The organism is Filimonas lacunae, from assembly GCF_002355595.1.
Taxonomy (GTDB): Bacteria; Bacteroidota; Bacteroidia; order Chitinophagales; family Chitinophagaceae; genus Filimonas; species Filimonas lacunae.
Genome location: NZ_AP017422.1, coordinates 7,627,621 through 7,652,867, shown reverse-complemented (window position 1 = coordinate 7,652,867; position 25,247 = coordinate 7,627,621). Strand labels below are relative to the sequence as shown.

The window sequence follows — 25,247 nt, the reverse complement described above, 5'->3', positions numbered from 1 at the left end:
ACCGCTTTTTTATGGGTTATTAATACCAAACCTTATGCTGCAGTTATGAAGTAGTGCATAATGGCATACGGCTGTTAATGCTGCCGCCTCCTGCTTCATAATCGCCAATGTGGCAACATCTACACTCCATAACCTCAGCTCTTGTAACAGGGCTTCTTCTTTACCGGATTTGCATTCCTGCTCCAGGTAAATAATCAGCCTGTTGTAGTATTCCAGGTCTTCCAGCATTTTAGCAGGAGATAAAAATTCTTTATTCATGGGTGTAAGCCCTATCACTTCCAGCATATTTTCATCGCCCGCAAAATCGTACACTGTATAATGGTACTGATCCTGTATAAGATCGTGAAACAGATCTCCCATAGATAGTATATACAGTTTGTAAATATCAGCGCTTTGGTTGGGCTCAAACTCTTTAAATCCCGATGCTGCCGGGATATATAACACCTGGAAATAGCTAACTGCCATAAAAATATTACTCCCTATTGAGTGATTTAAGATATCCAGATATCAGCAATAGCCGCCCCCCTTACCTAAGGGTAGTTGCAAAATGGCATAGTTTTTTTCTCCATTGGCTAAAAGCCCTATGCAATTCAACATCGACAAATTCTATGATAAAGCTTATGACTGGCTTATCACTTTTGGCCCGAGGATTCTTATAGCTATCCTCGTTTTTCTTGTGGGCCAATGGCTTATACGCATTCTGAAAAAGAGAACTGCCAGCACTATGCACAATAAGGATGTAAACCCTTCTTTACGGCCTTTTATGCGCAGTATGATTACGGCCGCCTTACAAATAGTGCTGATATTGCTTGTGATGCAGATTCTGGGAATTCAGCTAACCATTTTTGCAGCATTGGTGGGCGCTTTAGGCGTAGCTGCTGGCTTAGCACTAAGTGGTACCCTGCAAAACTTTACCAGTGGCATTCTTATACTGATTATGAAACCCTTTACAGTAGGCGATAACATTATTGCACAAGGCCAGGAAGGTACTGTAACAGATATCAGGATCTTTTATACCGTGTTAACCACCTACGATAACAGAACTGTCATTATTCCTAATAGTAAGTTATCTAACGAGCTGATTGTAAATCTGAGCAGTGAAGGCAAGCGCAGGATGGACATTGAAATAAAAGTTCCCTTTACTGTTGATTATGTAAATTCAGAAGGCGTGTTAAAACAGGTAATTGCAGAAAATAAGAAAGTGTTACAGGAGCCCACCCCACGTGTAGGCGTATCTGCAATAGAAGGAGATGGCTATAAGATTATTGTAAATGCCTGGGTAGATGCGCATGGTTTTCATGATGTTCGACTGGCCTTACAGGAAAAACTGATCGATGGCCTTAAACAGCAAGGAGTAAAACTGCCGGGAATGTAAATGTAGCCGGGTTTTACAGGTGTTCCTTTTTAAAGGCCCAACATTGTTGATAAAATTCTACAGCCATTCCCGGTATTCCGGCATATTAGGGCCCAAACAGTATGCATTGCAGGTATTTAGCCTGTTTTTAGTATGTTTGTATAAAGCCCTCCCTATGTCCATAAATCTTGATCAGATTATTACTATTACATTTACGCTATTTGCGGTAATAGATATTGTAGGGTCCATTCCGCTGCTTATTTCCATGAAAGAGAAAATGGGTGGGCTACGCGCCATGCCTGTTACCATTATTTCCGGCGTTTTAATGATCTCTTTTTTGTTTGTAGGTCAGCAGTTTTTGAAAATACTGGGCCTGGATATCCGGTCTTTTGCTGTAGGCGGCTCTATTGTAATATTCCTGCTGGGCCTGGAAATGGTGCTGGGGCATGAAATTTTTAAAGCAGATGCGAATGCCAAATCAGGCACATTTGTGCCTATTGCCTTTCCTATCATAGCTGGTAGCGGAACTCTTACTACCATCATGTCGTTAAAAGCCAACTATGGAGAATTGTACATTGTAATAGGAGTTGCCATCAACCTTGTTATAATTTACACGGTATTGCGTTCTTTAGTATGGCTGGAGAAAGTGCTTGGCGAAAACGGCCTTACTGCTGTCAGAAAGTTTTTTGGGGTGGTGCTTTTGGCTATTGGGGTGAAAATTTTTGCCACTAACATCTCGTCATTTGGCAGTTTGACAAAATAAATGCAGCCTTTCAGCTCATTTTAATAATAACTATATGTTTATTTAACCTTGAGATTTCATTAGCGAGGTCAACTCAACTATTTTTGTATCTCTAATTCTAAAAGAAAGAACTCCCTATAACTATGAATCCTGATAATTCTCTTTTTCCCAAATTATTCATCATAGAAGACGACCCTTCTATTCAAATGGTTTTGAGCAAATTTTTGTCAAAAACCTTTGAATTAAACGTATTTGGCAGCGCTGCTGATGCTTTATCCTTTTTACATCAGGGAAGCATCCCCGATATTATCATTTCAGATTTAAATATCCCGGAAATCAGTGGTCTGGAATTATTAAAGCAGGTAAAGTCGAGCGGTTTTTTCAAAGACATACCTGTGGTAATGCTATCTGGCGAAGACAATAGTGAAACCCGCATTAAGTGTTATGAAGCAGGCGCTGAAGATTATATTGTGAAACCTTTTAGCCCTAAAGAGCTGGAGGTGAGATTGAAATTAATACTAAAAAGAAACGGCAAACTGGTTGCCTGAAATTAAATGTACCGTATGACCGACGCTCCTGTTCAAATCGCCGGTTCTGTAATAGCAGCAATTAATTGCTCTGCTGATGTTTCAGAGCAGTTATCGGCCGCCTTCCCTGATCTCCAGTTTTTACACTTTCCCAACGAAACCGAGCTGGTTTCCAGATGGGAAAAACAGCGCATCAATATCAGCTGCATTATCACGCAAAGTGAAATTATAGCACCCGCAGGCGTTTCTTTACTAGGCACCCTCCAAAAGAAAAAACTGCCCGTAGTGCCGGTAGTTATTTTATGCGAACATGCCAATAGCAACCTGATGCAGGTAGCTTTAAAAGCAGGTGTGGCAGATGTATTTACGCTTCCCTTTCATTTAGAAGCCGTTCAAACACGTATTGACTTCCTGTTAAAGCATGGACACCTTATTCATAACCGGCCACAAAACCAGCAGTCCAACCTTTTTAAAGAATATAAAACTCCTTTAGGTAAAAGAATTTTTGATATTGTGTTTGCAGGTGGTGCATTGTTGATGTTGTCGCCTGTATTCCTGGTGGTATTCCTCGCTTTAAAGCTGGAATCGAAAGGCCCTGTTTTTTACTATTCCTACCGGGTAGGTAATGGCTATAATATTTTTAAGTTTTACAAGTTCAGGTCGATGTATGTCAATGCCGATAAAAGGCTGAAAGACCTGAAACACTTAAACCAATACGATAAAGCCAGTGAAGAAGAAAGCACAGATGTGTTTACGGAAACGCTTTGCGATGATTGTATAAAAGCAGGCAGCAAGTGTCAGTTTCCACTGTATTCTGATAAAAATACCTGGTGCGAGAAACAATACCGCAACTCTAAAAAATCGGCTTCTGGCTCTGCTTTCTTTAAACTGAAAAATGATCCACGCATTACCAAGGTGGGTAAGATATTGCGTAATACCAGCATTGACGAGCTTCCGCAGTTATGGAATGTGGTAATAGGAGATATGAGCATTGTGGGCAACAGACCGCTTCCTTTATATGAAGCCGAGAAGTTAACCACTGATAAATATGCACTTCGCTTTCTGGCCCCTGCCGGTATTACCGGACTGTGGCAGGTAGAGAAGAGAGGTAAGGGTGAAATGTCGGAAGAAGAGCGTTTAATGCTGGACAATGTATATGCACGCAACCACAGTGTAATGAATGATATAAGACTGGTACTGAAAACAATACCAGCCCTTTTTCAAAAAGAGAATGTGTAAGCTTATTTTCTTTTAGCCTTTTCCCAGGCGGCACTTTGATTACCGGAATAATACCTGCGAATGCCTGCGATAACCGCATAATTCATCATACAGAAATAAAATGGAATAAAAAGCAGCTTCATACGGAGTTGCTTTTTTTCTAATATCCAGCCTAGTAAAGCTGCACCGTAAAACAGAACCTGCAACACCAGCAGTAATAGATAAATACCCGTAGCCCCCATAGCCACCAGTGCTATATTCAGCAAAAACACCAGTAGCATTAAAAACGGCACCACCGTCCATCTTAGCACACGGTGGCTGATATACTGGAAGGACAATACCGGAAATTTAAATGGATTTAATAAAGCCGTGAGCCTGCTAATGGACTGAATGCCTCCGGCAGAAATACGCACTTTACGTTTCAATTCTTCTTCAATACTGGCCGAGCTGGACTCAGAAGCATAAGCATCCGGTTCGTATACAATGCGGTAACCTTTCTGTGCAATAAGCAGGGATATCATAAAATCGTCCAGGATAGAATCGGATGGCACCGGCTCGTATAAAGCGGTTTTAACACTAAACAACTCTCCTGCTGCCCCTACTACCGAATACAATTCAGAATCCCAGGCTTTTAGCTTGGATTCATATTTCCAATATACCCCTTCACCTGCAGTAGCATCAGAAACCTCATCAATCTGAACCCGCTTCTCTCCCGACACCGCACCCACCCTGGCATCCTGGTAATGCCGGCATATCTTTTTAATAGCTTGTTTGTTTAAAGCAGTATTGGCATCGGTAAACACTACTATTTCTGTAGTAACCTGTTGCATAGCACGGTGAACAGCAGCAATTTTCCCGTTTCTCGCCGGCTGGTGCATTAATGTAATTTGCGAATGCTTAGCAATCATTGCAGGCGTTTCATCTGTAGAGCCATCTGTTACAAAAAGAAATTGAATTTTATCTGCCGGATAATCCAGCTGCAAGGTGTTGGCAATCTTTTCTTCTATATAGGCCGCTTCATTATAAGCGGCAACAATTAAAGTAACGGTAGGCCATTCTGTTACTGCTTCGCTAAGCCCTTTATTACGCCTGCCTTTGATAGCAATGCGTATGCGCATGAATATATACAGCACAATGCCATAGCCTATGAATGCGTAAAAGATGATAAATAAACTAATCCAGAATAGAGGGTACATGATTTTATTACTTAACGGGATAACCCAGTTTATGACTATTGATATGATTGGTACAATTCCACCAGATGGCTTTTCCCAACACTTTTATAAAGCCCGGCTTTTTATCTTTCAGGTAGCTTAATATATTACGGGGTGTTACCACCAGTAGAAAATATATCCAAAAAAAACTGCGTTGTATAAAGCTGCCATTGCGCCTGATAAACAACAGGCGATTGCGATTCATAAAATATTCTTTCAAGGCACTTTTAGCACCTACACTTACCGATTCTTTATGATATATAAGAGCGCTGGTATTTACCCATATACTATAACCAGCTTGCTTCATACGGGCACACCAGTCCATTTCTTCATAATACAGGAAAAAGCTGTCCAGCATCACTCCCACCTTTTCAATAGCCGTGCGCTTTACCATCATAGCAGCCCCATGCGCAAACCCTGTTTCGCCGGTAGCATTATCATACTGCCCTTTGTCTTCTTCAAACTGGCCTATACAAGCATTGCGTGCTGTATAGTAGTTCATTTCGGTAAACCCTGCGTATTGTAGCAATCCCGGCTGTTGAAAATAATGGATTTTGGGTGACACCATAGCCACCTGCTCATGTGTTTGCAGTGTACCAACAAGCGTCTCTACCAGGCCTTCTGTAAAAATGGTGTCATTGTTTACAAAAAAGAGATAGTCCCCTTTAGCCTGCAAAATAGCTAGGTTGTTACCTCCGGCAAACCCCAGGTTTTTATCAGACCTTATAAATTGAATATCCGGGTATTCAATTTGCCACTTTGGTACGGGATTAGCGGTACTACCATTGTCTACTACAATGATATCAAGTAACTTAAAGGTATTTTTGAGCCTGATAGAAGCGAGTAATGCTTCTGTCACCTCAGGCTGATTAAAATTCACTGTAATAACAGAAACAGAGGGCATAGAACAAAACTTACATGTAATAATTCAGTTACTTTGATAAGTGAAAGTATTTAAACTTGGGCACAAAGAAAGGTATAGAGCAACAAATTTTTGACCTTCAAAAAGTCAACAACAGCTCTTCTGAAATAAATCAGAAGCTGGATGAGCTCATTTCCCTACTGTCCAGTACAGAACTTGACAGTGATACTATTCAATCGCTACAGGAAAAGTTCAACACAGCTGTAGATAACACCCCGCAACAGAAAGAGTCGCTGAAAGCCTTTCGGCAGCTGGATAATCCGGACTTATCGCGTGAAGAAATCCTGGACAATTTAAGTTTACTGCTTACCACACATCCGGTGGATAGTAATATTTCCAATGCGTATATAAAGAAATCGTTACTAAGCAAAGTAGTGCTGGCGCTGATTGCAGCCACTATGATTGTGCTGGGCATGGGTATGATTATAATGCCCGCCCCGCCTTATTTTGAGATGTTTACCCTGTTTTATTTTACGCCGGATGACGGAGTTACACTCATGGATGTGATTGCATTGCTGATTGTGCTGTGTGGCGTATATATTTTGATAAACGTATTTAAGAACAATAAAAATGGCAAGCGTACCCGTTAAGAAAATACTCATTGTAGAAGACAACGAGTTATTTCTAAAGCTGCTGGATAAGCATTTCAGCAGGGCTGGCTATGACTGCATGCTGGCAAACTCGCCCAGCGCAGCACTTCATTTATTAGAACACCAGGTGCCGGAGTTGATTTTGTCGGATTATGAAATGCCCGGCATGAATGGCTTTGATTTCCGGCAGCAGCTATTAACCAACAAACGGTATTCTCATATCCCTTTTGTATTTCTTACAGCCCATTCCAGCGATGGCATGGTGATGGAGGGCCTGGGCATGCAAGCCGTTGATTTCATTGATAAACAAACGCCTTTTCCGGTGCTTACGTCTAAAATAGACAACATTATACACACCGTACATAAAACCCAGGAGCTGAATACAGAAGAGTTGAAGAAAGCTGCGCACGCACTGAATATAAAATCAGTACCCGCTGCTCCTCCTCAACTAAAAGGCTTTTATACCAACTTCTGGCACCAGCCTTTTCAAAACTATCCCGGTGGTGATTTTATTGACTTTATAGGTATTAATGAACGTTATACCTTTTTGGTGCTAGGTGATGTGATGGGCAAAAAATGGCAGGCCTGGTTTTTTAGCTTTGGCTTTTTGAGTTATGTACGCTCTGCCATCAGGATATGTATTATGGACCAGGTGTTTTCACCCGCACGCATCCTGGAAAAAATAAACAATGTTATCTGCTACGATGAAGTGCTGCATGATGTGTTATCCAGCCTGTCTTTGCTAATGATAGACAATGAGAATGGCAGCATTAAATATGCGGGTGCAGGAGATTTGCCCCTATTGCATTATCATCATGCTTCTCAAAAAGCTGACCAGGTAAGCTCCAGCGGGCTATTGCCGGGGTTGATGAAAGACGGCAGGTATGAAGAGCAATTGATTGAGCTGCAACCTAACGACATACTGCTTATTTTCAGCGACGGGATGACAGATTTCAGGGATGCACAAGGAAAACACAGTAATTACAATGCCTTTGTTGAATTGATTACCCCTACACTGGCACGTGAAAACAGCTTTTTATTTATGAAGACAGCTTTTGCCAAACGCTTTACAGAAGAAGCGCAGGTGGATGATTGCAGTCTCATATTTATACAGAAAAAATAACCCATATGATAATAGCTACAGAAGAAAAGAATGGACATTTACTGGTTACTATACAAATAGCGGAAGCAGGCCTGAACAATGCTGAAGCCTTTAAAACTGCAATAACGCAGCTATTGGATGCAGGCGAAAAGCACATGGTTATCAGCTTTGAAAAAGTTACCTATATAGACAGCTCTTTCCTGGGCGCGCTGGTTTCCTGTCTCAAATATGCAATAGCCAAACAGGCCGATATTGCTTTAATCTCATTGCAGAAAGACATTTACAACTTAATGCACCTGATACGCATAGACAAGGTGTTTTCTATTTACAACAGCTTTGATGAAGCCACCCAAAAACAACAGTAGTGTCTGAACAGCCATTACATACACATATTTTCCCCGTTTCGTACCTAAAACACCTTCCCACTTACCTGGAGGAAGTGCTGTCTTTTATTGAACAGCATCTACCACCATTGTACACGCACAGCCCTTCTTTACTGTTTTATTGCAAAACCATCCTGTCTGAACTGCTTACCAACACTATTAAACATGCAGAACAGGATGCCACAGAATTGCTGATCACGTTGTATCCCCAGTACCTTACCATTATACGTCGTGACCAATGCCCGCCATTGCATTTCAGCTGTACAGCCCAAAACACCAGCCTTCAATGGCCTTTGGCGGCATCGCTGCTGAACACACGTCATGTTATTTATAAAGATGATTTAAACGTGCTGCATCTGCAGCTTACTGCGGAGGGGCAGGCAATATTTGAAGCCTGGCAGAATACCGGTAACACCTTCGATATCAATACGCTTCACGAGCATTACGGGCTGCTGATGATTACCCTCTCAAGCAAAATATTTACCTATCTTTACGATGCTGGTACTCAGCAAAATATTTTCACAGCCACTGTAGAATACCAGTAGAAGGATATTTAGAATGCCTTAATAACTTAAATAAGCATTATAAAATTCCGGTATAAATATCCAAATCCTTATTGGCTTAATTTTACAGGGAACTGATTAGTTTTTAACCGTTAAAGTAGCTCGATGTCTGCACCTGTTTTCTATGAAAAAGTAACGCTATTGATTACGCACTATAACAGAAGTGCTTCACTGGCAAGACTTTTAAAAGCTTTTGCTGAACTCAATTGCCGTTTTGGAGAAATTATAGTGAGTGATGATGGTAGCAAACCAGAGCATCTTGATGTGATAAAATCGCTACAGAATTCCTACACATTTACCCTGCTTACCGTACCTAAAAACAAGGGGCTGGGTAATAACAATAACAAAGGGCATGATGCAGTAAAAACGCCTTACACACTGTATGTACAGGAAGACTTTGTGCCTAAGCCTGTTTTTCCGGCGCACTTTTCAGATGCACTGGCATTCATGGAGGAAGATGAAAGTATTGATATAGCTCGCTTTTATGCTTACCAGCTTTTCCCGTATCTGACGCCGTATAAAAAAGGTTTTGACCTGATGCGTTTTAAAATATGGTATCCCGGGCATATGAAGTTTTTCAGCTATAGCGATCACCCACACCTGAAACGTCGCAATTTTTTAGAAAAATTCGGACGATACAGAGAAAATTGTAATTCGGATGTAACCGAACACAGCATGTGCATCTCTTTTGTGAAAAACAAAGGAAAAGGTATTTACTATAGGGATTTCACCAGTCTGTTTGATCAAATGAACAGTTCTGACGAACCCAGTACTGCTGCATTTCGTACGCAATGGCAGAACAAAAAAACGCTTCCCGTTTTATTTTTACGCCAATTATACCTGCAGTATAAAACAGCAAAACTTACTAAAGAATATATTGCCCATAAATAATGACCGCACCCCAACACTTTAAAGACATTACGCTGCTGATAACCCACTATAACAGAAGCAGTTCGCTGGAAAGACTTCTTGCCACTTTCCGGCAATTACAGGTTTCTTTTGAAGCCATTGTTGTTTCTGACGACGGTAGCCAGTCAGAACATCTGGCCTACATCGCTGAACTAACAAAAACGTATCCGTTTACGCTTGTTACTGCTGCTAAAAACAGCGGACTGGGCAATAATATTAATAAAGGGCAGGATGCAGTACGTACCCCCTATACTGTTTATGTGCAGGAAGACTTTGTACCCTCATCGTTGTTTTCTGGCCGCTTACTGGATGCCTGGCAATTTATGGAAGACGATGCTTCGCTTGACGTGGTAAGATTTTATGCTTATTTTAGATATCCTTCGTTAAAGCCTTTTAAAAATGGGTTTAGCGAAATGCGGTTTAAGCCATTAGCTATTTTTAATACTTACCGGAAGTTCTATTTCTATAGCGATCATCCGCACTTGAGAAGAAGTAACTTTTTCAACAAGTTTGGCAGATATAAGGAAGGTGTGAAAGGAGATGTTACAGAGTATAAAATGATGATGTCGTTTTTAAAGAACAAAGCCCGGGGCTTGTTCTACGATGATTTCACCACTTTATTTGAACAAAGGAACTCAAGCGATGAACCAAGCACTATGCATAGACGTTCCTATAAGAATTCGACAAATGTGTTTATTAGTTTCGTTAGACATGTGTTCCGGCACGTTAAGTTCAACATCAACTATTACCTGGTTAAATTATAAAACTTATGTCAGTTTTTGCCTTACCTGGATGGATTAAACCTCATTTGTATCCGGGGAAAAAATATGCAGACTTAACAAGGGAAGAAATTCTTCACCTTCAAAATCAGCTTGCGGCATACAAACCAGAGCAGCCTGATGTATCTATTATGATTCCTGCCTGGAATGAACAGGATAATATATTCAGAACCCTGTCTTCCTTAAGCGCATCACGCAGTAAGTATAGTATTGAAATAGTGGTGATCAATAACAACTCCACCGATAATACACAAAAGGTATTAGACGAACTGGGTGTCAGAAGCTTTTTTCAACCGGAACAGGGCACCTCCTTTGCCCGCCAGATGGGGTTGGAAAAGGCCCGGGGTAAATATCATCTTTGTGCAGACTCTGATACGTTTTATCCTCCGGACTGGGTTGACCTGATGGTAAAACCCATGGACAATAGCAGCAATGTAGTTGGCGTATATGGCCGATATGCATTTGTACCTTCTGCAGGTGACGGCCGATTCCTGTTTTTTGTTTACGAAAAAATAACAGGCATACTTGTTCGTTTACGTAAGTCTAAACGGGAGCATTTGAATGTATTAGGTTTTGACATGGGCTTTATCACAGAAACCGGTAGAACTACTGGTGGCTTTAATGTAAAAAATGTTAGAAAATTTGACAACGCCGCCGGCAGTGATTATTTTGTTGATGAGGCAGAAGACGGCAGAATGGCGCTGAACCTCAAAACAAAAGGAGTACTGAAACTGGTAACCCACCCCCGGGCTGTGGTATTTACCTCGTCGCGCAGGTTAAAAGCAGAAGGCGGTCTTGTACAGTCTTTTGTAAACAGGTTTAAAGTACATGCAAGCAGGATTGGAGAATATATTAATGGTAAAAAAGTAACGGGCTAAAAAATATTTCATGTTTACACCTCTCATAAACAAAATACTCAGCTTACTGGTAAGCATACGTTATGGCGATAGACTTCCCATTGATGTAAGGTATTTTTACAGAGATACATACTACTGTCAACTGGTACAATGGAAGTACCTGATTAAAGATTACATTACTAAAAAGCCGTATAAGGAAATTGACTTCCAGGGTGAGTTTACACCCGAACTGGCATTTGTGTTGCCCTTTGCTTACTGGCATCACCAAAATGGTACTTTGCAAAAAACCGTGTCCTCTAAGTATACCAAAGAGCTTTATTTCTTTTCAAAAGAACATGAAGAACGGTTTGATGTTCGCACCACTATAGGCAACTACAATTACGAAACGCCACGCATCTTATATAGCCAGAACTATAACATGAGCAAGTGGATTCAGGTGCCATTGAAACAACAATACCAGAATGACATTTACGTTTTTGACAAACCGGTACTGATTCTGGCCAACAGGTATAACATGGAGTGGGATGGGCCGCCTATCAGCTTTTTTAGTATTGAAATGCTGGCCTTTATCATTGAAAAACTGAAACACAAATACACCATTATTTATAACCGCCCACGCCCTCAGAATATCACCAACGACAACAGTGATATTTACGATATGGATGAATATGAGTGGCTGGAGAAACAGTACCCAGAGGTGATATTAATGGAAAACCTGTGGAAAGAGAATAAGGGTAAAGCACGCAACTTCAACCATCTTCAATTGATGGTATATGCCAATGCCAGCCACTTTATTTCCATTCACGGAGGAACTTGTGCGCTTGCCAGTTATTTTGGCGGTATCAATCTTATTTTATCTAAAAAAGGACCTGAGCATCACTTTAAGTGTTTTGAAATTTTATATCCCCGATTGTCAGGAGCTAAAATTTTGCACGCCAAAACAGATGAAGATGTGCAAAATTTTGTGGAAGCGTATTACGTGTAAGAGAAGACAGCAAACAAAATATGAATACAAAAGCTAAAGATCATTACTGGTTAAAGTCAGGCTTTCTGAACATTCTTCAGAACTTTTCAGGAGTGTTTTTTGGCACAGCCAGTTTTGTGCTGCTGGTGCGGGTATTACCCAGCAAAGAAGAATATGGTATCTGGACGCTGTTTATGACCACCACCGTTATACTGGAATTAATACGGAACGGGCTGGTGCAAAGCGCCCTGGTACGGTTTATTTCTTCTTCACCGGCAGAAGAGCATGAGAACATTATCACCGCCTCTTTAAGCATCAGCGGTGTTCTTACCATCTTATGTATAGCTGCCAACCTGTTGCTGGCCCCTATGGTGGCTACCATGTGGAAAGCGCCTATACTGGTGCCTATGTTCTATTTGTATAACATCATTTTTTTATTTACCGGCTTTGTTACACAAGCCAATTGCATAGAACAGGCTAACCTAAAATTCAATGGAGTGTTTGCCACCAACTTTGCCCGGCAGTGTATCTTCTTTGTATTTATACTCATCTGCTTTATTACCAAATATCCTGTTACCCTGGTGGCTTTGGTATATGTGCAGATTTTGTGTGCAGGTGTGGCAGCGCTGATGGCCTACTTTTACGTAAAACCATACCTCCACTATAATTTCCGGTTTCAGAAAGAGTGGATTAAGAAGCTTTTCCATTATGGCAAATTTGCCTTTGGCACTTCTATCAGCTCGCAATTATCCAACACATTAGATCAATGGATGCTGGCTGCATTAATGTCGCCTGTAGCTTCCGGCGCTTTTAATATCGCTGTGCGCATTACCAACCTGGTAGATATCCCTACCAGTGCTATTGCCACTATCGTTTTTCCACAAAGTGCCAAGCGTATTGAAACAGACGGAAAAGAATCTATCAAATACCTGTATGAGAAGTCGGTAGGCACCACCATGGCCCTAATGATACCCGGCTTACTGGTGCTGTATATATTTACCGACCTGGTAATTCATTTATTAGCAGGAGCCAAGTATAATGATAGCATTCCCTTATTAAAAGTAACCCTGCTTTGCTGTTTGTTAATGCCTTATGGCCGCTTATTTGGCACCATACTGGATTCTATTGGCAAAACCCGGCTTACGTTTACCATGGTAGTTTGTACGGCCACCATGAACCTTACCTTAAACTATTTCTTTATCAAAAGGTGGGGAGCTATGGGCGCAGCTTATGCCACCCTGTTATCCAATTCCGTGGGATTTACTGTAGCTCAGATTATTTTGCGCCGCTTTTTACGGGTAAATATCTGGAATACATTTATATACGCTTACCAGTTTTATCCTGAGTTTTATCAGAAGTACGTTAAGAAGTATATTCGACCGTCTAAACCCCTTGCATCATAATTTAATTATAAGCTTAAAAAACAAAGTATGATTGGCGTACCCTTCAAAGGAAGATTAGGAAACCTGCTTTTTCAATATGTTTACCTGCAATACCTCAAATCAAAGCATCCAGGGAAAACATTCTTCTTTCCTAATCCGCATCATGGCTATTTAACCAAATACTTTGACCTGGGTAATTTTGACAATATTACGCTTAGCTCTAAATTATATTCTGTTTACACCCGTGCCTTAACTAAAGTGCTTCCCTTTAAAGATGTGTATGTACAGAATTGGGCAGCGCCCCGGGAAAGGAAAATAGAGAACTGGACCATTATAAACGGCTATTTTCAATCGGACTGGTATTACCAGCAAATTCCTCAAAAGCCGGCTTTACAATTGAAAGAAGTGCATCAGCAAGCTTTCCAGAATAAGTTTGGTGCCATCTTTAACAACAGCAAAACACTGGTAGTACATATTCGACGCACCGATTATATGAGCTATGGCAAAAGGGATATTTCCCTGCCCATGGATTATTTTAAAAGACAGCTGGACAGTATTGAAAATCCCGATCAATACCAGATATTCTTTGTAAGTGATGATATGGAAGCGGTAAAGACCTACTTTCCTCAAAAGCCCAACTATCATTTCTCATCCAATAGTGAGATTATAGACTTTCAGTTGATTATGCATGCCGATGTTGCTATCATCTCTAACAGCACATTTGCCTGGTGGGCCGCCTATTTAAGTCCTAAGAAAAACCTGGTACTGGCCCCTAAAAACTGGATCGGCTATCGTGTAGGCCGCGAGCATCCCCGCGGCATTATGACCAGCAAATTTACCTGGCGCGATGTGCTGGTTACAACTTAAGTGTGTCGGCCAGTTGCTTTGAATATTCTTCTGCGCCTTCTTTGTTTAAATGAAACTCATCTGCAAACTTCTGATACAGGTTATTATACCTGGTATCATGCGTATAATCTAAAAAGGTTACGTTAGGGTATCGCTGCGCAATGGTGCCTATGAGTTTCTTCTCTTCTGTTTCCGGCTCGCTGAGTATGGTGGGAGATATAATAACATATACTTTCACATTTTTTGCGCGGGCCTTATCCAGCATGCTTTCAAAGTATTTTACCGCCTTTTGATCCAGCACAATATGTTCCTGTGCCCTTTTGGCATCGTACAGTTTTTTCTTCTGCTCATAGTTGTCAAAATCATGCTTGCTCATTTGCCTGTCCAGCGGCAAATAGCCATTTTCATCTTTAGGTAAAGAACCGCCCAGTAAAAAGTCGTGCATGGCAATGAACAAAGTAGAATTATATAAGTAGGTGTGGCAGTATAACTTCAGTTTTTCCCATTTACCCATTTCTTCTATATAAGGCACCAGCTCGGGATGATTTTGCACATAAGGCAGAAATATAGACAAACGGTCGTACTTCTGACTATTGGGCGAGAACTCCCACACGTTCATATCAAGGATTAATAGCTTAGGAGTATGCTTGGCAAATACCACATCTTCTATCGCTGAGTAATAAGGTAAGAACTGTGCATCGCGGCCCGCATTATAGCAAGACAGGTGCAACTTATCAGACAAAATAGAAGTATTATAATGACGTATGGCCCTGGAGCTACCTAATATGATAACATCCTGGTTGGCACTATCTATAGAATAGGTAGTTTGTGCAAACTGCCCTTTGGGCACTGAGAAATAGAGCTTATGTAACAGATAGCCAATAGCCCTGTCGGCTATAAAAACTACCACAAAAAACAGAACCAGTTTTTTAAAGAATTTTATAAGTGCTGCGGATTGCATAACTAGAATTGAAAGTAAATAAATTGTCCCCCGTTAAACACACCAAATAGCAGGATAATAAATAAAGTTGCTACTACAGAGCCCCATCTTACCCATGCATATTTATGCCGGTACAAACTAAAGTCGGGCTTATATTCCATACACCATTCCGCTACAAAAAGCAGTACAATTGCCAGGATGCTATGTGCAAACTGATTAATACCATTTCCAAGGAATGGAGCCGCGCCCGTAGTTTTCAAATCTTTAATCAGCGTAATAGCATCCTTCATAGTATTGGCCCTGAAAAATATCCAGGCAAAGGTGACTATCACAAACGTAAGCAGCATTTTGCCTACATACAGCACTTTGCTTTTTGATATCCCCAACCGCTCTTCCAGTTTAATACCATGCGGTTTTATCAGCAAGGTTATTACCTGGTAAACGCCATGCAAAGCACCCCATACAATAAACGTCCAGCTGGCACCGTGCCATAAACCACTTACCATAAACACGATAAAGATGTTTCTGAACCGCAGGAATTTTGTGCCCCTGCTACCTCCCAACGGAATAAACAGGTAATCTCTGAACCAGGTGCTTAAAGAAATATGCCACTTGCTCCAAAACTCTGGAACGGAGGTTGAAAAATAAGGACGACGGAAGTTAAGCATCAGGTCGAAGCCCATTGTTTTGGCACAACCTATTGCAATATCTGTATAGCCGGAAAAATCGCAATAGATCTGAACCGCAAAAAACACAGATGCCACTATCACAGAGCTACCGTTATGTAATTCGGGATTGCTATACACAGAGTCAACATATACAGATAACCTGTCGGCCACTACCAGTTTTTTGAAAAAGCCCCATAACATCAACCGTCCCCCTGCTATCATGTTTTCATAACTGAAAGCATGCTTTATATGCATCTGATGCAAAATATTCTGCGGACGTTCAATAGGACCTGCTACTAACTGGGGATAAAACATGACATACAAACTGTAGATGCCAAAGTGCCTTTCCGCCTTCTGATTTCCCCTGTATACTTCAATGGTATAACTCATTGCCTGAAAGGTGTGAAACGACAAACCAATAGGCAATATAAATTTCACAAAAGGAATAGGATTGCTCCAGCCGCCTTCGCTAAGCAGCAAGGTAAGGTTCTCGTTCAAAAAGTTGAAATACTTGAAAAAAGCCAATATACCAATATTGGCTACCAGGCTACATATCAACAATAGCTTTCGTGCCTTCCCTGCCGATTTTTCTATATATATCCCTGCGAAGTAGTCAATAATAATAGTAAAGAACAGGATTAAGATATACTTAGGCACAAAGGCCATGTAGAAATAACAGCTTGCCAGTAACAACACCAACCATCGGCCTTTAAAGGGCAACAAAAAGTACAGCAAGGTTACTATAACATAAAAGAATAGGAATTCAATTGAGTTAAATAACATGTTATATAGGTATAAGGATTATGAGTGTTGAGGATTTGATGAAGGTTTTAAATAGGATGCCAGCAACTCAGAAAAAGCCTGTCCTCTTTTATCCCAGGTATTTTGCGCGGCAATGTGAATACGTTGCTGCTTTTTACCCACCTCATTCTCCTCTGCCAGCGCTTTCTCAATAGCTGCTGTAAAAGCATCTGCCGACGCACAATAAAATACGGCATCTTCTGTAAACTCCTGTAAATCGGGGTTAAAGTCAGTAGCTATAACCGGCTTGCCCGCTCCCAGGTATTCAAATAGTTTTAGCGGAAAAATAGTTCTGCTGAATTCATCTTTCTTAAAAGGGATCATAGCCACATCAAACCCTTTTACCACTGCCGGCATATCCTGGTAAGGCACCTTACCAATCAGGTGAATGTTAGGCGTATGAAAAAACCAGTCCGGTACAAATTCTTTAGAATAAGGCCCAACAAAAGCAAAGCTTTTATCCTTGTTTTCGGCCACCACCTGTTTTAGCAAATCAAAATCCATTCTCCGCTCAATATTGCCAAAGTAGCCCATCACCGGAGAGGGTAATGCAGCTATAGCATCATACACTTTTACATCATCGTTCAATGCTTTGCTGCTGTGTGATACATCCGCCGCATTGGCAATAAAATAGGAATCCTTGTTCTGCAGCTTCTTTTCTTCGTACAGCTGTCTGCTGGTGCATACTACCAGATCGCTCTGGCTTACCAGTATCTTTTCGGATATCACTCCATGCTTCTTATCATAGTCAACTACCAGCGGATCAACACAGTGATAGGCAGTAAGAGAAGGCCTAAGCCCTGCTGCGATATCAGGATAGTGAAAATTGAAAGAATTAATGAAAATATAGTCTGTGATGCTATACCTGCGGATCAGCTTTTTTATTTTCCCGATAATCCGCTGCTGGTTAAAGCGCAAAGCTGCTCTGTACAATTTGCCTTCGGGTAAAATATTAATAGATGCCACAGGAGGAACAATGCCAATATGAAACCCTGGCAAATCGCTGCTCATTAATGCAGAGCTGAAGAAAAAAGGCTTTCTTCTGTTGACTTCCTCTTTTTTACCTGCATCAAAATAATCTTTCCAGGTTAAGGGATAATCAATATAGTACACTGTATTCTCTGCCGCCAGAAACCTGGCAATAGTAATAGTAGTTGATTCGATAGGCGAATCAAACTTTGCAGAACCCAGTATTATAATGTTTTTTCCCTTAAGCATACATTAAACGACCTGATTTTCACGCTTTTGAATGTCTAATTGCAGGGTTACGTTAATCAACGCCGCTACCAGGTAAAAATAGATATTGGTAGGGTACTGCACAATAGCTTCCTGCGGGAAGTTACCGATATTCAAGGCAAAAACAATCAAAGTCATTCCAAGACACATGCTTTTCAACTCCGGATCTCTTATCTTATAAAAGTTATTGATGCCGGTTTTCATAATTACAAACATGAGCATACAAAACAGGAAAAGTCCCACCCAACCCATTTCGGCCGCAACACGCATATAGCCACTATCCGGGGGAAAATTGGCCAGGAACGATCCTGGAGCAAACCTCACTCCCCAGGCGCCTGTAGCCCCTAAACCACCACCAATAGGGTGCGCTAATATATAAGGCTGAACACGCTTCTGGTTTTGCTTTCTCACATTATAAGAAGCGTCATCAGAAGGCGCAAAGGCTGTTTGAAAGCGATATAAGGTGGGATTATGTGTAGGCATTTTTATCAGGATGATAAAAACAACCGCTCCAAAAATAGCAAAGGGTAACAGTTTTTTGGTAAATGTCAATATGAAATACAACAACATCGCTACCGGAATTAACACATAAGCTCCCCGTGTACCGGAAAATAACATAGCCCGGAAATACACTAATATCATTATGCCCAATATTACTTTTAGCCACCTGGGAGTAGGCCCCCAGATTAATGCCACACACATCAGACAGCAAATAGCCATATTATAAGAAAAAGCTACGGGATCGCTGAATATGCTGAATTTACGCCAGTGGCCATCGATAAAATACAATGCTGCTGTAAGCGGGTCGGCCAGCGAGGCTTCTTCAAAGCTGGAGAACCCTATATATTCCTGTTTAAAAGCATAGATAGCTGCAATAAACGCCAGCGTTAACCACATACCAATGATAATGCGGATAAGCTGAACACTTCTGATGTTGTACATGAAAATAAAATACATCAGCATTACCAGCGCCAGGCTTCTGATAGTATATACCCATGCCAGCCTGGAAGCCGCAGCCGGATTCACTACTTCAAATAAACAGTACCCTATCCAGATAGATATTACAATACTAACAGGCTTTTTAATAAAAGACCAGTCCGGGTTAAATTTTTGTTTTATCAGAAAACCCAGTATCAGCAATGCTTCCAACCCATCCATCAATGTGCCCAGTGGAAAACTGGTTACATTTAACCGGATAATAAACATAATAGTATAGGCCAGTAGCAATAATACGAGGATACCAAAAGACGGATAAGCTATAATAGCAAATACAGCAGGTAAGGCTACTACCATAATCATAGCCATAACGCCATAAGCCATCCCTCCTTTAGCGATAAGAACAGCCAATACACCAGAGCCGGCCATTAACAAGCAGCAAAGTAGTGCAGTAAGTAAACGCTTTCTTTTGTGTTTACCCTGCTCTAATGGAATGGATATACGGCTAATATTCATCAGAAAAACAAGATTTTAATGAAAAATACAAACACGCTTGCAAAGGCTACTCCAATAGCCACCTTACGGGCAATATCCTTCTCTTTCTCTTCCGGCGTTTGCTTAGGTGGTATTGGGTTAATTCTCATTGGTTACAGGTTTTATTTATTAGCTAACACATCATCTATTTTAGAAGAATAGGTATGCTTAGACGCTACTGATTTTTTATTGGCATTCCGTGCACTCAATAAAGAGAGTACCTGCAAAAACATAAACTTCGGAATTTTAACCAGCGACCTGTATACCCTTACATCAATGCCTGGTTTTAATAACGGAATAATAAACCCGGTAACAAACAGCAACAGGCCAGCCAGCCAGGCGGCCGCAAACCAGGAATGTAGCAACAGGTTAATACCCATGAATAATACAGACAGTATCAGGAATATGAATAAAGGCGGCCTTACCAGGATTACGCCAAACAAAAACTGGTTTCTGCTGGCATTTCTGATTCCGGATGCCATTAAGCGAAAGCCCAGTGTAAAATATTTGAACCAGGTATTTATCCACCGGGCACGTTGTGAAACAAGCTGGTTGGCTCCTGCTGTTTTTTCATCATACACGATGGCGTTTTCCACAAAAGCAATACGCAGGTCTTTTTGAACGATAGCCGCCTGTAGCACTTTATCAAAACCAGCACCATTAATATCCCGGTGTTCCAGGCATTGACGATAGAGCACAGTGGTAAAAGCCATTCCCGAACCTGCCAGCGTAGCAGACGATCCCAGTTCAAATAAAATTTTGCCATCGTAAAAATGATAATAAATATCCCGGGCAGCATCCAGGCAAGCCAGTGTGGTATTCAGGTTCTTAGCCTGCCTTACCCCCTGTACAGCCTGAAACCCTTTATCAAAGTATACGTTTAGTTCTTTCAGGTAATCGGGATGCACCAGGTTATCACTATCAATAATCGTAAGCCTTTCATGCGCACGTTTGAAGCGATGGATGGCATAAAAATGAGAACGTGTATTACCCGCCAGCACCGTTTCAGGTTTTAAAAGCACCACCTTGTTACTGTTAAAATGCAGCCCGGTAATATCACAGTTATCTGCTACTATATAAATAAGGTAGTTCTCGTAATTCATTGCCAGCAATGAATCCACTACCGAAGACAGCATACTGGTTTGTTCATATGCAGTTACAATCACCGCATAATCAGCTTCAACAGCAACACTATTGGTAATGGGTCTTTTACCTGTTAACAGATGAAACAGGTACAGGACCACAGGTATTACCAGGTGTACTCCTACCAGCAACTGTATCAAAATCCATATGCTATAGCATATTGAAAGTATCATTCCAAACGTTTTTTATGCCTTATTTACTATCCAGCCCAACATGCGCTGTTCTTCTGCCAGGTATTGTAACTGTTCTTTTTTAGATGCAGAAACCGATTTACCCGATTCAAACACAGCCACTGTTTTGTCGGATACAATCAGCCATTCTTTGGCGTTGTCCATCACATCCAGTGTTGCGGTATCTATTATAATGAAATCGAATTTTTGCTTTAACGCCTGCAGTTTTTCTTGTATAGTAGCACGATCTGCAATTTCCATTAAAGAAGCATCACCGCCCCTGTTTCCTAATATGGTAAGATTACCATCCTGCTGACCTGATAAGGAAGCTTTACCAGACAGATAGTCTTCTATAAATGTTGCCGGTTTTACCAGGTTGGTAATGGCAGGGTTAGAAAAATTACCATCTATCAGCAATACCTTGCTGTTAGCCACCGACCACGCATACGCCAGGTTTACGGCTAAAAACGTTTTTCCTTCTTTCGCTTCCAGACTGGTAATACCCAATATTTTATCCTGTTCGCTCAAATCACTTCCTATTTCCAATCGCAATGCACGTAGTTGATTTTTCAACAACCGTGTATTTTCAGAAGTATCAGACCAGATGGAATGTAAATCAATATTCCCTCGCTTGACCAGGTTGACAGTTCCTAAAACAGGTATACCAGTTTTATTAGCCAGCAGCTGGCCATCTTCTATCGCATTGTTCATCATAAACAGGATAAAGATGATGAAGGTGCAAAACACAAAACTGATAACACCAGACAAAATCACCAACAGCATTTTTTTAGATGGCTGCGGCGGGCCTGCTATGGCCATTTCTACCTGTTTCAGTTTGTTGGTAGAACCGGTGCCCATATTAAACTCATTCCATTTATTCAGTATTTCCAGGTATTCGCGCGAAGCCACATCGATATCAGTTTCAAAAGACTGTACCATTGCTTCATGCGGCACCAGGTGATACAAGCGGCTGTTTAATCGGGTGAGCTCATTGCTTATAGAAGATACACTGTTTTTAGACAGGTCTAATGCCACTTCCAGTTTCAACTTTTCGCTCACCAGTTCGGTTTTAGCACTCAGCGGACTGTAGATGTATTTATCGGAAGACTCCGCAATTTTATCACCCAGCTTATTACGCAGAGAATCCATTTTTAGTTTGATGCCCTGGTTAAAATTGCTGGTTACATATTGCTGATTCAGCATTTTAAGCTGGTCTTTCAACACCAGTATTTCCTGCTGTACACCTGTCATAGTACCTTCCAGGTACTTTCTGTCTTTAGGCGAAAATTTATTCTCTATTCCCTGCAACGCGGCTTCTGTACTTACAATTTCTCTTTCCGTAACCTCTCTTCTGGTTTCAAAATCGGAGATCTGGCCATAGAGCGCTTTTGCCTGTTCCTGCAGATTTAAAATATGGTTCTGAATTTTGTAGTTTTTCAGCTTCTCCATCTTGGCGTTCATAGCAGCCAGTTTTTCCATTAACAGACGATACAACCAGTCACTGGTTTTAGTTCTGTTGCCTGCTACCCGCGCAGCATAAATGCTGATAAACTCGCTGGTAACAGTATTGGCTATAAAAGCAGATAAGTCTGCATTCTCCGATTCGGATTCTACATCAATATAATCACTGTTGCTTACGCGGTATACCTGGATCGTATTTCTGATAGAGCCTTCATCGTACTTCATAGACTTCACCAGATCATATAATCTTGTATGAAGTTTGGAATCGGGCAACAGCTCTCCCTGCTTTTTATGCAGATTGGTAAATTCCAGAATGGCTTCCTGCTTCTCCTGTTCGGAATAAGCTTCCAGCAATTTGCTGGGTTTTCGGAACGGCTGTTTCGAACCCAGATCGTGCAACATTAACTGGTAAGAAACCTGGTCCAATGTCTGTTTTAACATGATAATCTGGATCATGTTACTGAAATCACGCACCAGTTCATTTTCCTGGCTCTCTGGCTGTCCCGGAATATGTTGGGAAGCATCTGTTAAACCAGTTGAAATGCGTGCGCGTGATATATATTGGTCAGGCATATGACGTACCAGGAAGTACGTGATAATGACTGTGACAATCGGGATGATGATCAACAGCAGCCTGCGGCGATACAGTGCCTTTAAAAAATTGAGGATTTCCATTAGTTTATCTCTTCTAATTTTTTACCTAATATTTCTTCCAGCGAGCTTTTGGCAATAAGCAAATTGCCCTCTGCTGTTATTTTTGCGTTAATCTGGTCAGCTAATCCTGTTGATGCGGTGTTATACTCTGCCAGGGTGGCTTCTCCTTTTTCATACCGGTATCGGGTATCTTTTAAGGACGCTTCCATATCCAGGATGGATTGGCCACGCAAGCGAACTACTGCCATGTATTGAACATACAGGTAGTAACGCTGTTTTACCTGGGCCTCTATCGTAAGCTGATATTCAGCAAACTCGGCTTCGGCAAACTTTTTCTCTTCTTTGGCCAGTTTAATGGCAGGTGCTTTGGTAAGAATACTTCCAAAGTTGATCACCAAACCTAACTGATAACCATTAAAGATGCTGGGATTGACAATGTTTGTACTGTTGTTAGGGCTGTACAGGTATGAGAAGCTCAGGATATCGAACCATCCTGCCTTTGCCTTTTTAACATTCGCATCGGCCATGGTCATCCGGAATCCATACATTTTCACCCGTGGGTAATTCGTTTTTGCAGTTTGAATAAGCTTTTCAAGCAGTGGGTAATTTACATCGGGGATCATCGACTCTTGCCCCCGAACAGCGCTCACAGCAGTTAAACTTAAAACAAGCAAAAGTAACTTTAACCTGTTGTGCATAGAGTTAATCAATTTTATATAAGGTACTGACAATACAGCGATATATGCAAAAATGAAGCATTTAAGTTAGTTTTTACTTAAAGAGCCCTTTAATATTGTCAATTAAACTTAAAAACGCTTTAAGACGCAACAATAGTTTTGCTATAAATACAGTAACATTGTTTTCTAAACCCCTTATCAGCGTGAAGCATCCTCTAACATTTTATCGCTTTGTGTTCCATGAAAAGGAACAAAGAAATTATTGTGCCATAGGCATAGTTGCAGGCATCATTTATCTGATACTGTTAAGACTTTTATTTCCCTTTCCCAGCTTTTATGCAGACTCGTATACGTATATTGATGCAGCAGCAGACAACCTTGCCATCAGCTACAGGCCTATACAATACAGCGAGTTCATCAATTTCTTTCATCACTTTGGCAGTTCTGATTTTGCATTAATAGCATCACAGTATTTAGCAAACGTTATAGCCAATCTATTCCTCTTCTTTACATGCGTGTTCCTTTTTCCATTATCGCGCCTATCAAAGAATATACTATTTGCCATACTTGTATTTAACCCGCTTTACCTGTTCGCTGCCAACTTTGTATTAAGTGACTCTTTATTCTGTAGCCTTACAGTAGCCTGGTTTACACTATTGCTATGGGTTATATACAAACCCAACGTAGTGAATATGCTGGGCCAGTTTATTTTAATGATATTGTTGTTTAAGCTGAGATACAATGCTCTTATATTTCCTGCGTTTACGACACTGGCATTACTGTTTAGCAAACAAGCCTTGTGGAGAAAGATAAGTGTGGTGATAGTAAGCTTTGGTATTATGTTTTTACTGGTGCAGAAAATAAGCGAGAAAACAGAGTCGCTTACCGGCACCCATACTTTTTCGGCATTTAGTGGCTGGCAAATGGCCAGCAATGCTATGCACATACAACGACATATCCCTGAAACCGACACTGCCGATTTTGATGATGATGAACTGGCTATAAACCAGCATATCGTTGAATACTTCGCAGCTCACAAGAATGAGCCATATGAAGAAGTAACAGCAGCCTTCATATGGGACAAGGGCAGCCCATTAAAGAAGTACCTTTATAAATATGGCAAAAAGAATGGCTATTCCACTTATTTTGAAACTTGGACCGCCCTTGGACCTGTGTATAATCAATTTGGTGTAAAAGTGATTTCGCAACACCCTGCGGCCTACCTGCAATATTTCTTATGGCCTAATACCAAACGCTACTTCCTGCCACAAATGGAAGCCTACAGCACTTATAATGAAGGACGTGACAGTGTAGATAAAAGTGCTGCTAAGTATTATCATTATAGAACTAATAAAATCACAAACGCCAACGCAAAACTGCATGTTGCTATGCTAGCGCCCTGGGAGTATCTGTTTCCTGTGCTGAACTTTATATTTATACTGGCAGGACTGTTGTACGTAGTAATGAGGGCTTATAAAAAAGCGCCCCGCTTATTTAACCAGGCGCTGATTCTCTTTAGTACATTTTATCTGGGTAACCTGTTTTTTGTATCGGCCGTAGCGCCTAACGTGTTCAGGTATCACCTGTTTATTATTACACTGGCCATACCTTTTATCATTTATCTCTGCTCGTTTTTAATAGGGCAGAAAGAAAAAGCTCAATAGTATAAAAGCAG

The 25,247-nt window shown here is 41.0% G+C and carries 26 protein-coding genes; 15 read left to right on the top strand and 11 right to left on the bottom strand.

Annotated elements, in window-relative coordinates; translation table 11 throughout:
* Window positions 1-9: 9 nt before the first annotated feature.
* On the bottom strand, window positions 10-465 hold the full coding sequence (locus tag FLA_RS30390; RefSeq protein WP_076379699.1) for a hypothetical protein: 456 nt from the start codon (window positions 463-465) through the stop codon (window positions 10-12).
* Window positions 466-583: 118 nt separating this feature from the next.
* Here FLA_RS30390 and FLA_RS30385 point away from each other — a divergent pair, with 118 nt between their 5' ends.
* The 4 genes from FLA_RS30385 to FLA_RS31995 all read left to right on the top strand — a co-directional run bounded on the left by FLA_RS30385 (window position 584) and on the right by FLA_RS31995 (window position 3,862).
* Entirely contained in the window at window positions 584-1,375 is a 792-nt protein-coding gene (locus FLA_RS30385; RefSeq protein WP_076379846.1) for a mechanosensitive ion channel family protein, read from the top strand.
* Window positions 1,376-1,529: 154 nt separating this feature from the next.
* Window positions 1,530-2,117: a MarC family protein gene (locus tag FLA_RS30380; protein WP_076379847.1), complete on the top strand. Its 588-nt coding sequence runs from the start codon at window positions 1,530-1,532 to the stop codon at window positions 2,115-2,117.
* A gap of 122 nt (window positions 2,118-2,239) precedes the next feature.
* Window positions 2,240-2,644: a response regulator transcription factor gene (locus FLA_RS30375; protein WP_076379700.1), complete on the top strand. Its 405-nt coding sequence runs from the start codon at window positions 2,240-2,242 to the stop codon at window positions 2,642-2,644.
* Window positions 2,645-2,659: 15 nt separating this feature from the next.
* Window positions 2,660-3,862 carry a sugar transferase gene (locus FLA_RS31995; RefSeq protein ID WP_076379848.1) on the top strand — a complete coding sequence of 401 codons (1,203 nt, stop codon included), beginning with the start codon at window positions 2,660-2,662 and terminating at the stop codon, window positions 3,860-3,862.
* Between the two features lie 2 nt (window positions 3,863-3,864).
* Here the strand turns inward: FLA_RS31995 and FLA_RS30365 are convergent, their stop codons facing one another.
* Window positions 3,865-5,037: a glycosyltransferase family 2 protein gene (locus FLA_RS30365; protein WP_076379701.1), complete on the bottom strand. Its 1,173-nt coding sequence runs from the start codon at window positions 5,035-5,037 to the stop codon at window positions 3,865-3,867.
* 7 nt (window positions 5,038-5,044) lie between these two features.
* Window positions 5,045-5,959 carry a glycosyltransferase family 2 protein gene (locus tag FLA_RS30360; protein ID WP_076379702.1) on the bottom strand — a complete coding sequence of 305 codons (915 nt, stop codon included), beginning with the start codon at window positions 5,957-5,959 and terminating at the stop codon, window positions 5,045-5,047.
* 56 nt (window positions 5,960-6,015) lie between these two features.
* Here FLA_RS30360 and FLA_RS30355 point away from each other — a divergent pair, with 56 nt between their 5' ends.
* The 10 genes from FLA_RS30355 to FLA_RS30310 all read left to right on the top strand — a co-directional run bounded on the left by FLA_RS30355 (window position 6,016) and on the right by FLA_RS30310 (window position 14,373).
* Window positions 6,016-6,567: a hypothetical protein gene (locus FLA_RS30355; protein ID WP_076379703.1), complete on the top strand. Its 552-nt coding sequence runs from the start codon at window positions 6,016-6,018 to the stop codon at window positions 6,565-6,567.
* The gene (locus FLA_RS30350) at window positions 6,548-7,690 is read left to right on the top strand and encodes a fused response regulator/phosphatase (protein ID WP_076379704.1); all 1,143 of its coding nucleotides are present in this window, start codon (window positions 6,548-6,550) and stop codon (window positions 7,688-7,690) included. Before FLA_RS30355 ends, FLA_RS30350 begins: the two co-directional genes overlap by 20 nt.
* Before the next feature lie 5 nt (window positions 7,691-7,695).
* On the top strand, window positions 7,696-8,034 hold the full coding sequence (locus FLA_RS30345; protein WP_076379705.1) for an STAS domain-containing protein: 339 nt from the start codon (window positions 7,696-7,698) through the stop codon (window positions 8,032-8,034).
* Entirely contained in the window at window positions 8,034-8,597 is a 564-nt protein-coding gene (locus tag FLA_RS30340) for a hypothetical protein (protein ID WP_076379706.1), read from the top strand. Before FLA_RS30345 ends, FLA_RS30340 begins: the two co-directional genes overlap by 1 nt.
* A 123-nt stretch (window positions 8,598-8,720) precedes the next feature.
* Window positions 8,721-9,506 (top strand): glycosyltransferase, encoded by a 786-nt coding sequence (locus FLA_RS30335; protein WP_076379707.1) that lies wholly within the window; start codon window positions 8,721-8,723, stop codon window positions 9,504-9,506.
* Window positions 9,506-10,288, top strand: coding sequence for a glycosyltransferase (locus FLA_RS30330; protein WP_076379708.1), 783 nt, complete (start codon window positions 9,506-9,508; stop codon window positions 10,286-10,288). Before FLA_RS30335 ends, FLA_RS30330 begins: the two co-directional genes overlap by 1 nt.
* 5 nt (window positions 10,289-10,293) lie before the next feature.
* Window positions 10,294-11,181, top strand: coding sequence for a glycosyltransferase family 2 protein (locus FLA_RS30325; RefSeq protein ID WP_076379709.1), 888 nt, complete (start codon window positions 10,294-10,296; stop codon window positions 11,179-11,181).
* A gap of 10 nt (window positions 11,182-11,191) precedes the next feature.
* A complete protein-coding gene (locus FLA_RS30320) occupies window positions 11,192-12,145 on the top strand; it encodes a hypothetical protein (RefSeq protein ID WP_076379710.1) in 954 nt (317 codons plus the stop codon).
* A 20-nt stretch (window positions 12,146-12,165) separates the two neighbouring features.
* Entirely contained in the window at window positions 12,166-13,527 is a 1,362-nt protein-coding gene (locus FLA_RS30315; RefSeq protein ID WP_076379711.1) for a flippase, read from the top strand.
* A gap of 27 nt (window positions 13,528-13,554) precedes the next feature.
* Window positions 13,555-14,373 carry an alpha-1,2-fucosyltransferase gene (locus tag FLA_RS30310; protein WP_076379712.1) on the top strand — a complete coding sequence of 273 codons (819 nt, stop codon included), beginning with the start codon at window positions 13,555-13,557 and terminating at the stop codon, window positions 14,371-14,373.
* Here FLA_RS30310 and FLA_RS30305 read toward each other — a convergent pair.
* From FLA_RS30305 to FLA_RS30275, 8 genes are read right to left on the bottom strand one after another with little or no spacing between them, the layout of a single operon-like run.
* The gene (locus FLA_RS30305) at window positions 14,363-15,262 is read right to left on the bottom strand and encodes an SGNH/GDSL hydrolase family protein (RefSeq protein WP_144264052.1); all 900 of its coding nucleotides are present in this window, start codon (window positions 15,260-15,262) and stop codon (window positions 14,363-14,365) included. The genes FLA_RS30310 and FLA_RS30305 overlap by 11 nt on opposite strands.
* Before the next feature lie 53 nt (window positions 15,263-15,315).
* Window positions 15,316-16,743, bottom strand: coding sequence for an MBOAT family O-acyltransferase (locus FLA_RS30300; RefSeq protein ID WP_076379714.1), 1,428 nt, complete (start codon window positions 16,741-16,743; stop codon window positions 15,316-15,318).
* An 18-nt stretch (window positions 16,744-16,761) separates the two neighbouring features.
* A complete protein-coding gene (locus FLA_RS30295) occupies window positions 16,762-17,979 on the bottom strand; it encodes a glycosyltransferase (protein ID WP_076379715.1) in 1,218 nt (405 codons plus the stop codon).
* A 3-nt stretch (window positions 17,980-17,982) separates the two neighbouring features.
* Window positions 17,983-19,449 carry an O-antigen ligase family protein gene (locus tag FLA_RS30290; protein WP_076379716.1) on the bottom strand — a complete coding sequence of 489 codons (1,467 nt, stop codon included), beginning with the start codon at window positions 19,447-19,449 and terminating at the stop codon, window positions 17,983-17,985.
* Window positions 19,449-19,577, bottom strand: coding sequence for a hypothetical protein (locus FLA_RS31970; protein WP_262495952.1), 129 nt, complete (start codon window positions 19,575-19,577; stop codon window positions 19,449-19,451). The genes FLA_RS30290 and FLA_RS31970 overlap by 1 nt, the downstream gene beginning before the upstream one ends.
* A gap of 12 nt (window positions 19,578-19,589) precedes the next feature.
* A complete protein-coding gene (locus FLA_RS30285; RefSeq protein ID WP_076379717.1) occupies window positions 19,590-20,783 on the bottom strand; it encodes a glycosyltransferase in 1,194 nt (397 codons plus the stop codon).
* Between the two features lie 12 nt (window positions 20,784-20,795).
* Entirely contained in the window at window positions 20,796-22,916 is a 2,121-nt protein-coding gene (locus FLA_RS30280) for a GumC domain-containing protein (protein WP_076379718.1), read from the bottom strand.
* Complete coding sequence (locus FLA_RS30275) at window positions 22,916-23,443, bottom strand: TolC family protein (protein WP_231940365.1); 528 nt, start codon at window positions 23,441-23,443, stop codon at window positions 22,916-22,918. Before FLA_RS30275 ends, FLA_RS30280 begins: the two co-directional genes overlap by 1 nt.
* Before the next feature lie 332 nt (window positions 23,444-23,775).
* On the opposite strand from FLA_RS30275, the gene FLA_RS30270 reads away from it, so the two are divergent.
* Window positions 23,776-25,236: a hypothetical protein gene (locus tag FLA_RS30270; protein ID WP_144264053.1), complete on the top strand. Its 1,461-nt coding sequence runs from the start codon at window positions 23,776-23,778 to the stop codon at window positions 25,234-25,236.
* Window positions 25,237-25,247 lie beyond the last annotated feature (11 nt).

Bases quoted from the DNA above. Each gene is read 5' to 3' on its own strand.
- FLA_RS30345 (WP_076379705.1), top strand. From the start codon at position 7,696: ATGATAATAGCTACAGAAGAAAAGAATGGACATTTACTGGTTACTATA.
- FLA_RS30325 (WP_076379709.1), top strand. From the start codon at position 10,294: ATGTCAGTTTTTGCCTTACCTGGATGGATTAAACCTCATTTGTATCCG.
- FLA_RS30335 (WP_076379707.1), top strand. From the start codon at position 8,721: ATGTCTGCACCTGTTTTCTATGAAAAAGTAACGCTATTGATTACGCAC.
- FLA_RS30315 (WP_076379711.1), top strand. From the start codon at position 12,166: ATGAATACAAAAGCTAAAGATCATTACTGGTTAAAGTCAGGCTTTCTG.
- FLA_RS30320 (WP_076379710.1), top strand. From the start codon at position 11,192: ATGTTTACACCTCTCATAAACAAAATACTCAGCTTACTGGTAAGCATA.
- FLA_RS31995 (WP_076379848.1), top strand. From the start codon at position 2,660: ATGACCGACGCTCCTGTTCAAATCGCCGGTTCTGTAATAGCAGCAATT.
- FLA_RS30285 (WP_076379717.1), bottom strand. From the start codon at position 20,783: ATGATACTTTCAATATGCTATAGCATATGGATTTTGATACAGTTGCTG.
- FLA_RS30290 (WP_076379716.1), bottom strand. From the start codon at position 19,449: ATGAATATTAGCCGTATATCCATTCCATTAGAGCAGGGTAAACACAAA.
- FLA_RS31970 (WP_262495952.1), bottom strand. From the start codon at position 19,577: ATGAGAATTAACCCAATACCACCTAAGCAAACGCCGGAAGAGAAAGAG.
- FLA_RS30280 (WP_076379718.1), bottom strand. From the start codon at position 22,916: ATGGAAATCCTCAATTTTTTAAAGGCACTGTATCGCCGCAGGCTGCTG.
- FLA_RS30275 (WP_231940365.1), bottom strand. From the start codon at position 23,443: ATGTATGGATTCCGGATGACCATGGCCGATGCGAATGTTAAAAAGGCA.
- FLA_RS30385 (WP_076379846.1), top strand. From the start codon at position 584: ATGCAATTCAACATCGACAAATTCTATGATAAAGCTTATGACTGGCTT.
- FLA_RS30310 (WP_076379712.1), top strand. From the start codon at position 13,555: ATGATTGGCGTACCCTTCAAAGGAAGATTAGGAAACCTGCTTTTTCAA.
- FLA_RS30300 (WP_076379714.1), bottom strand. From the start codon at position 16,743: ATGTTATTTAACTCAATTGAATTCCTATTCTTTTATGTTATAGTAACC.
- FLA_RS30330 (WP_076379708.1), top strand. From the start codon at position 9,506: ATGACCGCACCCCAACACTTTAAAGACATTACGCTGCTGATAACCCAC.
- FLA_RS30360 (WP_076379702.1), bottom strand. From the start codon at position 5,959: ATGCCCTCTGTTTCTGTTATTACAGTGAATTTTAATCAGCCTGAGGTG.
- FLA_RS30390 (WP_076379699.1), bottom strand. From the start codon at position 465: ATGGCAGTTAGCTATTTCCAGGTGTTATATATCCCGGCAGCATCGGGA.
- FLA_RS30375 (WP_076379700.1), top strand. From the start codon at position 2,240: ATGAATCCTGATAATTCTCTTTTTCCCAAATTATTCATCATAGAAGAC.
- FLA_RS30350 (WP_076379704.1), top strand. From the start codon at position 6,548: ATGGCAAGCGTACCCGTTAAGAAAATACTCATTGTAGAAGACAACGAG.
- FLA_RS30365 (WP_076379701.1), bottom strand. From the start codon at position 5,037: ATGTACCCTCTATTCTGGATTAGTTTATTTATCATCTTTTACGCATTC.
- FLA_RS30380 (WP_076379847.1), top strand. From the start codon at position 1,530: ATGTCCATAAATCTTGATCAGATTATTACTATTACATTTACGCTATTT.
- FLA_RS30295 (WP_076379715.1), bottom strand. From the start codon at position 17,979: ATGCTTAAGGGAAAAAACATTATAATACTGGGTTCTGCAAAGTTTGAT.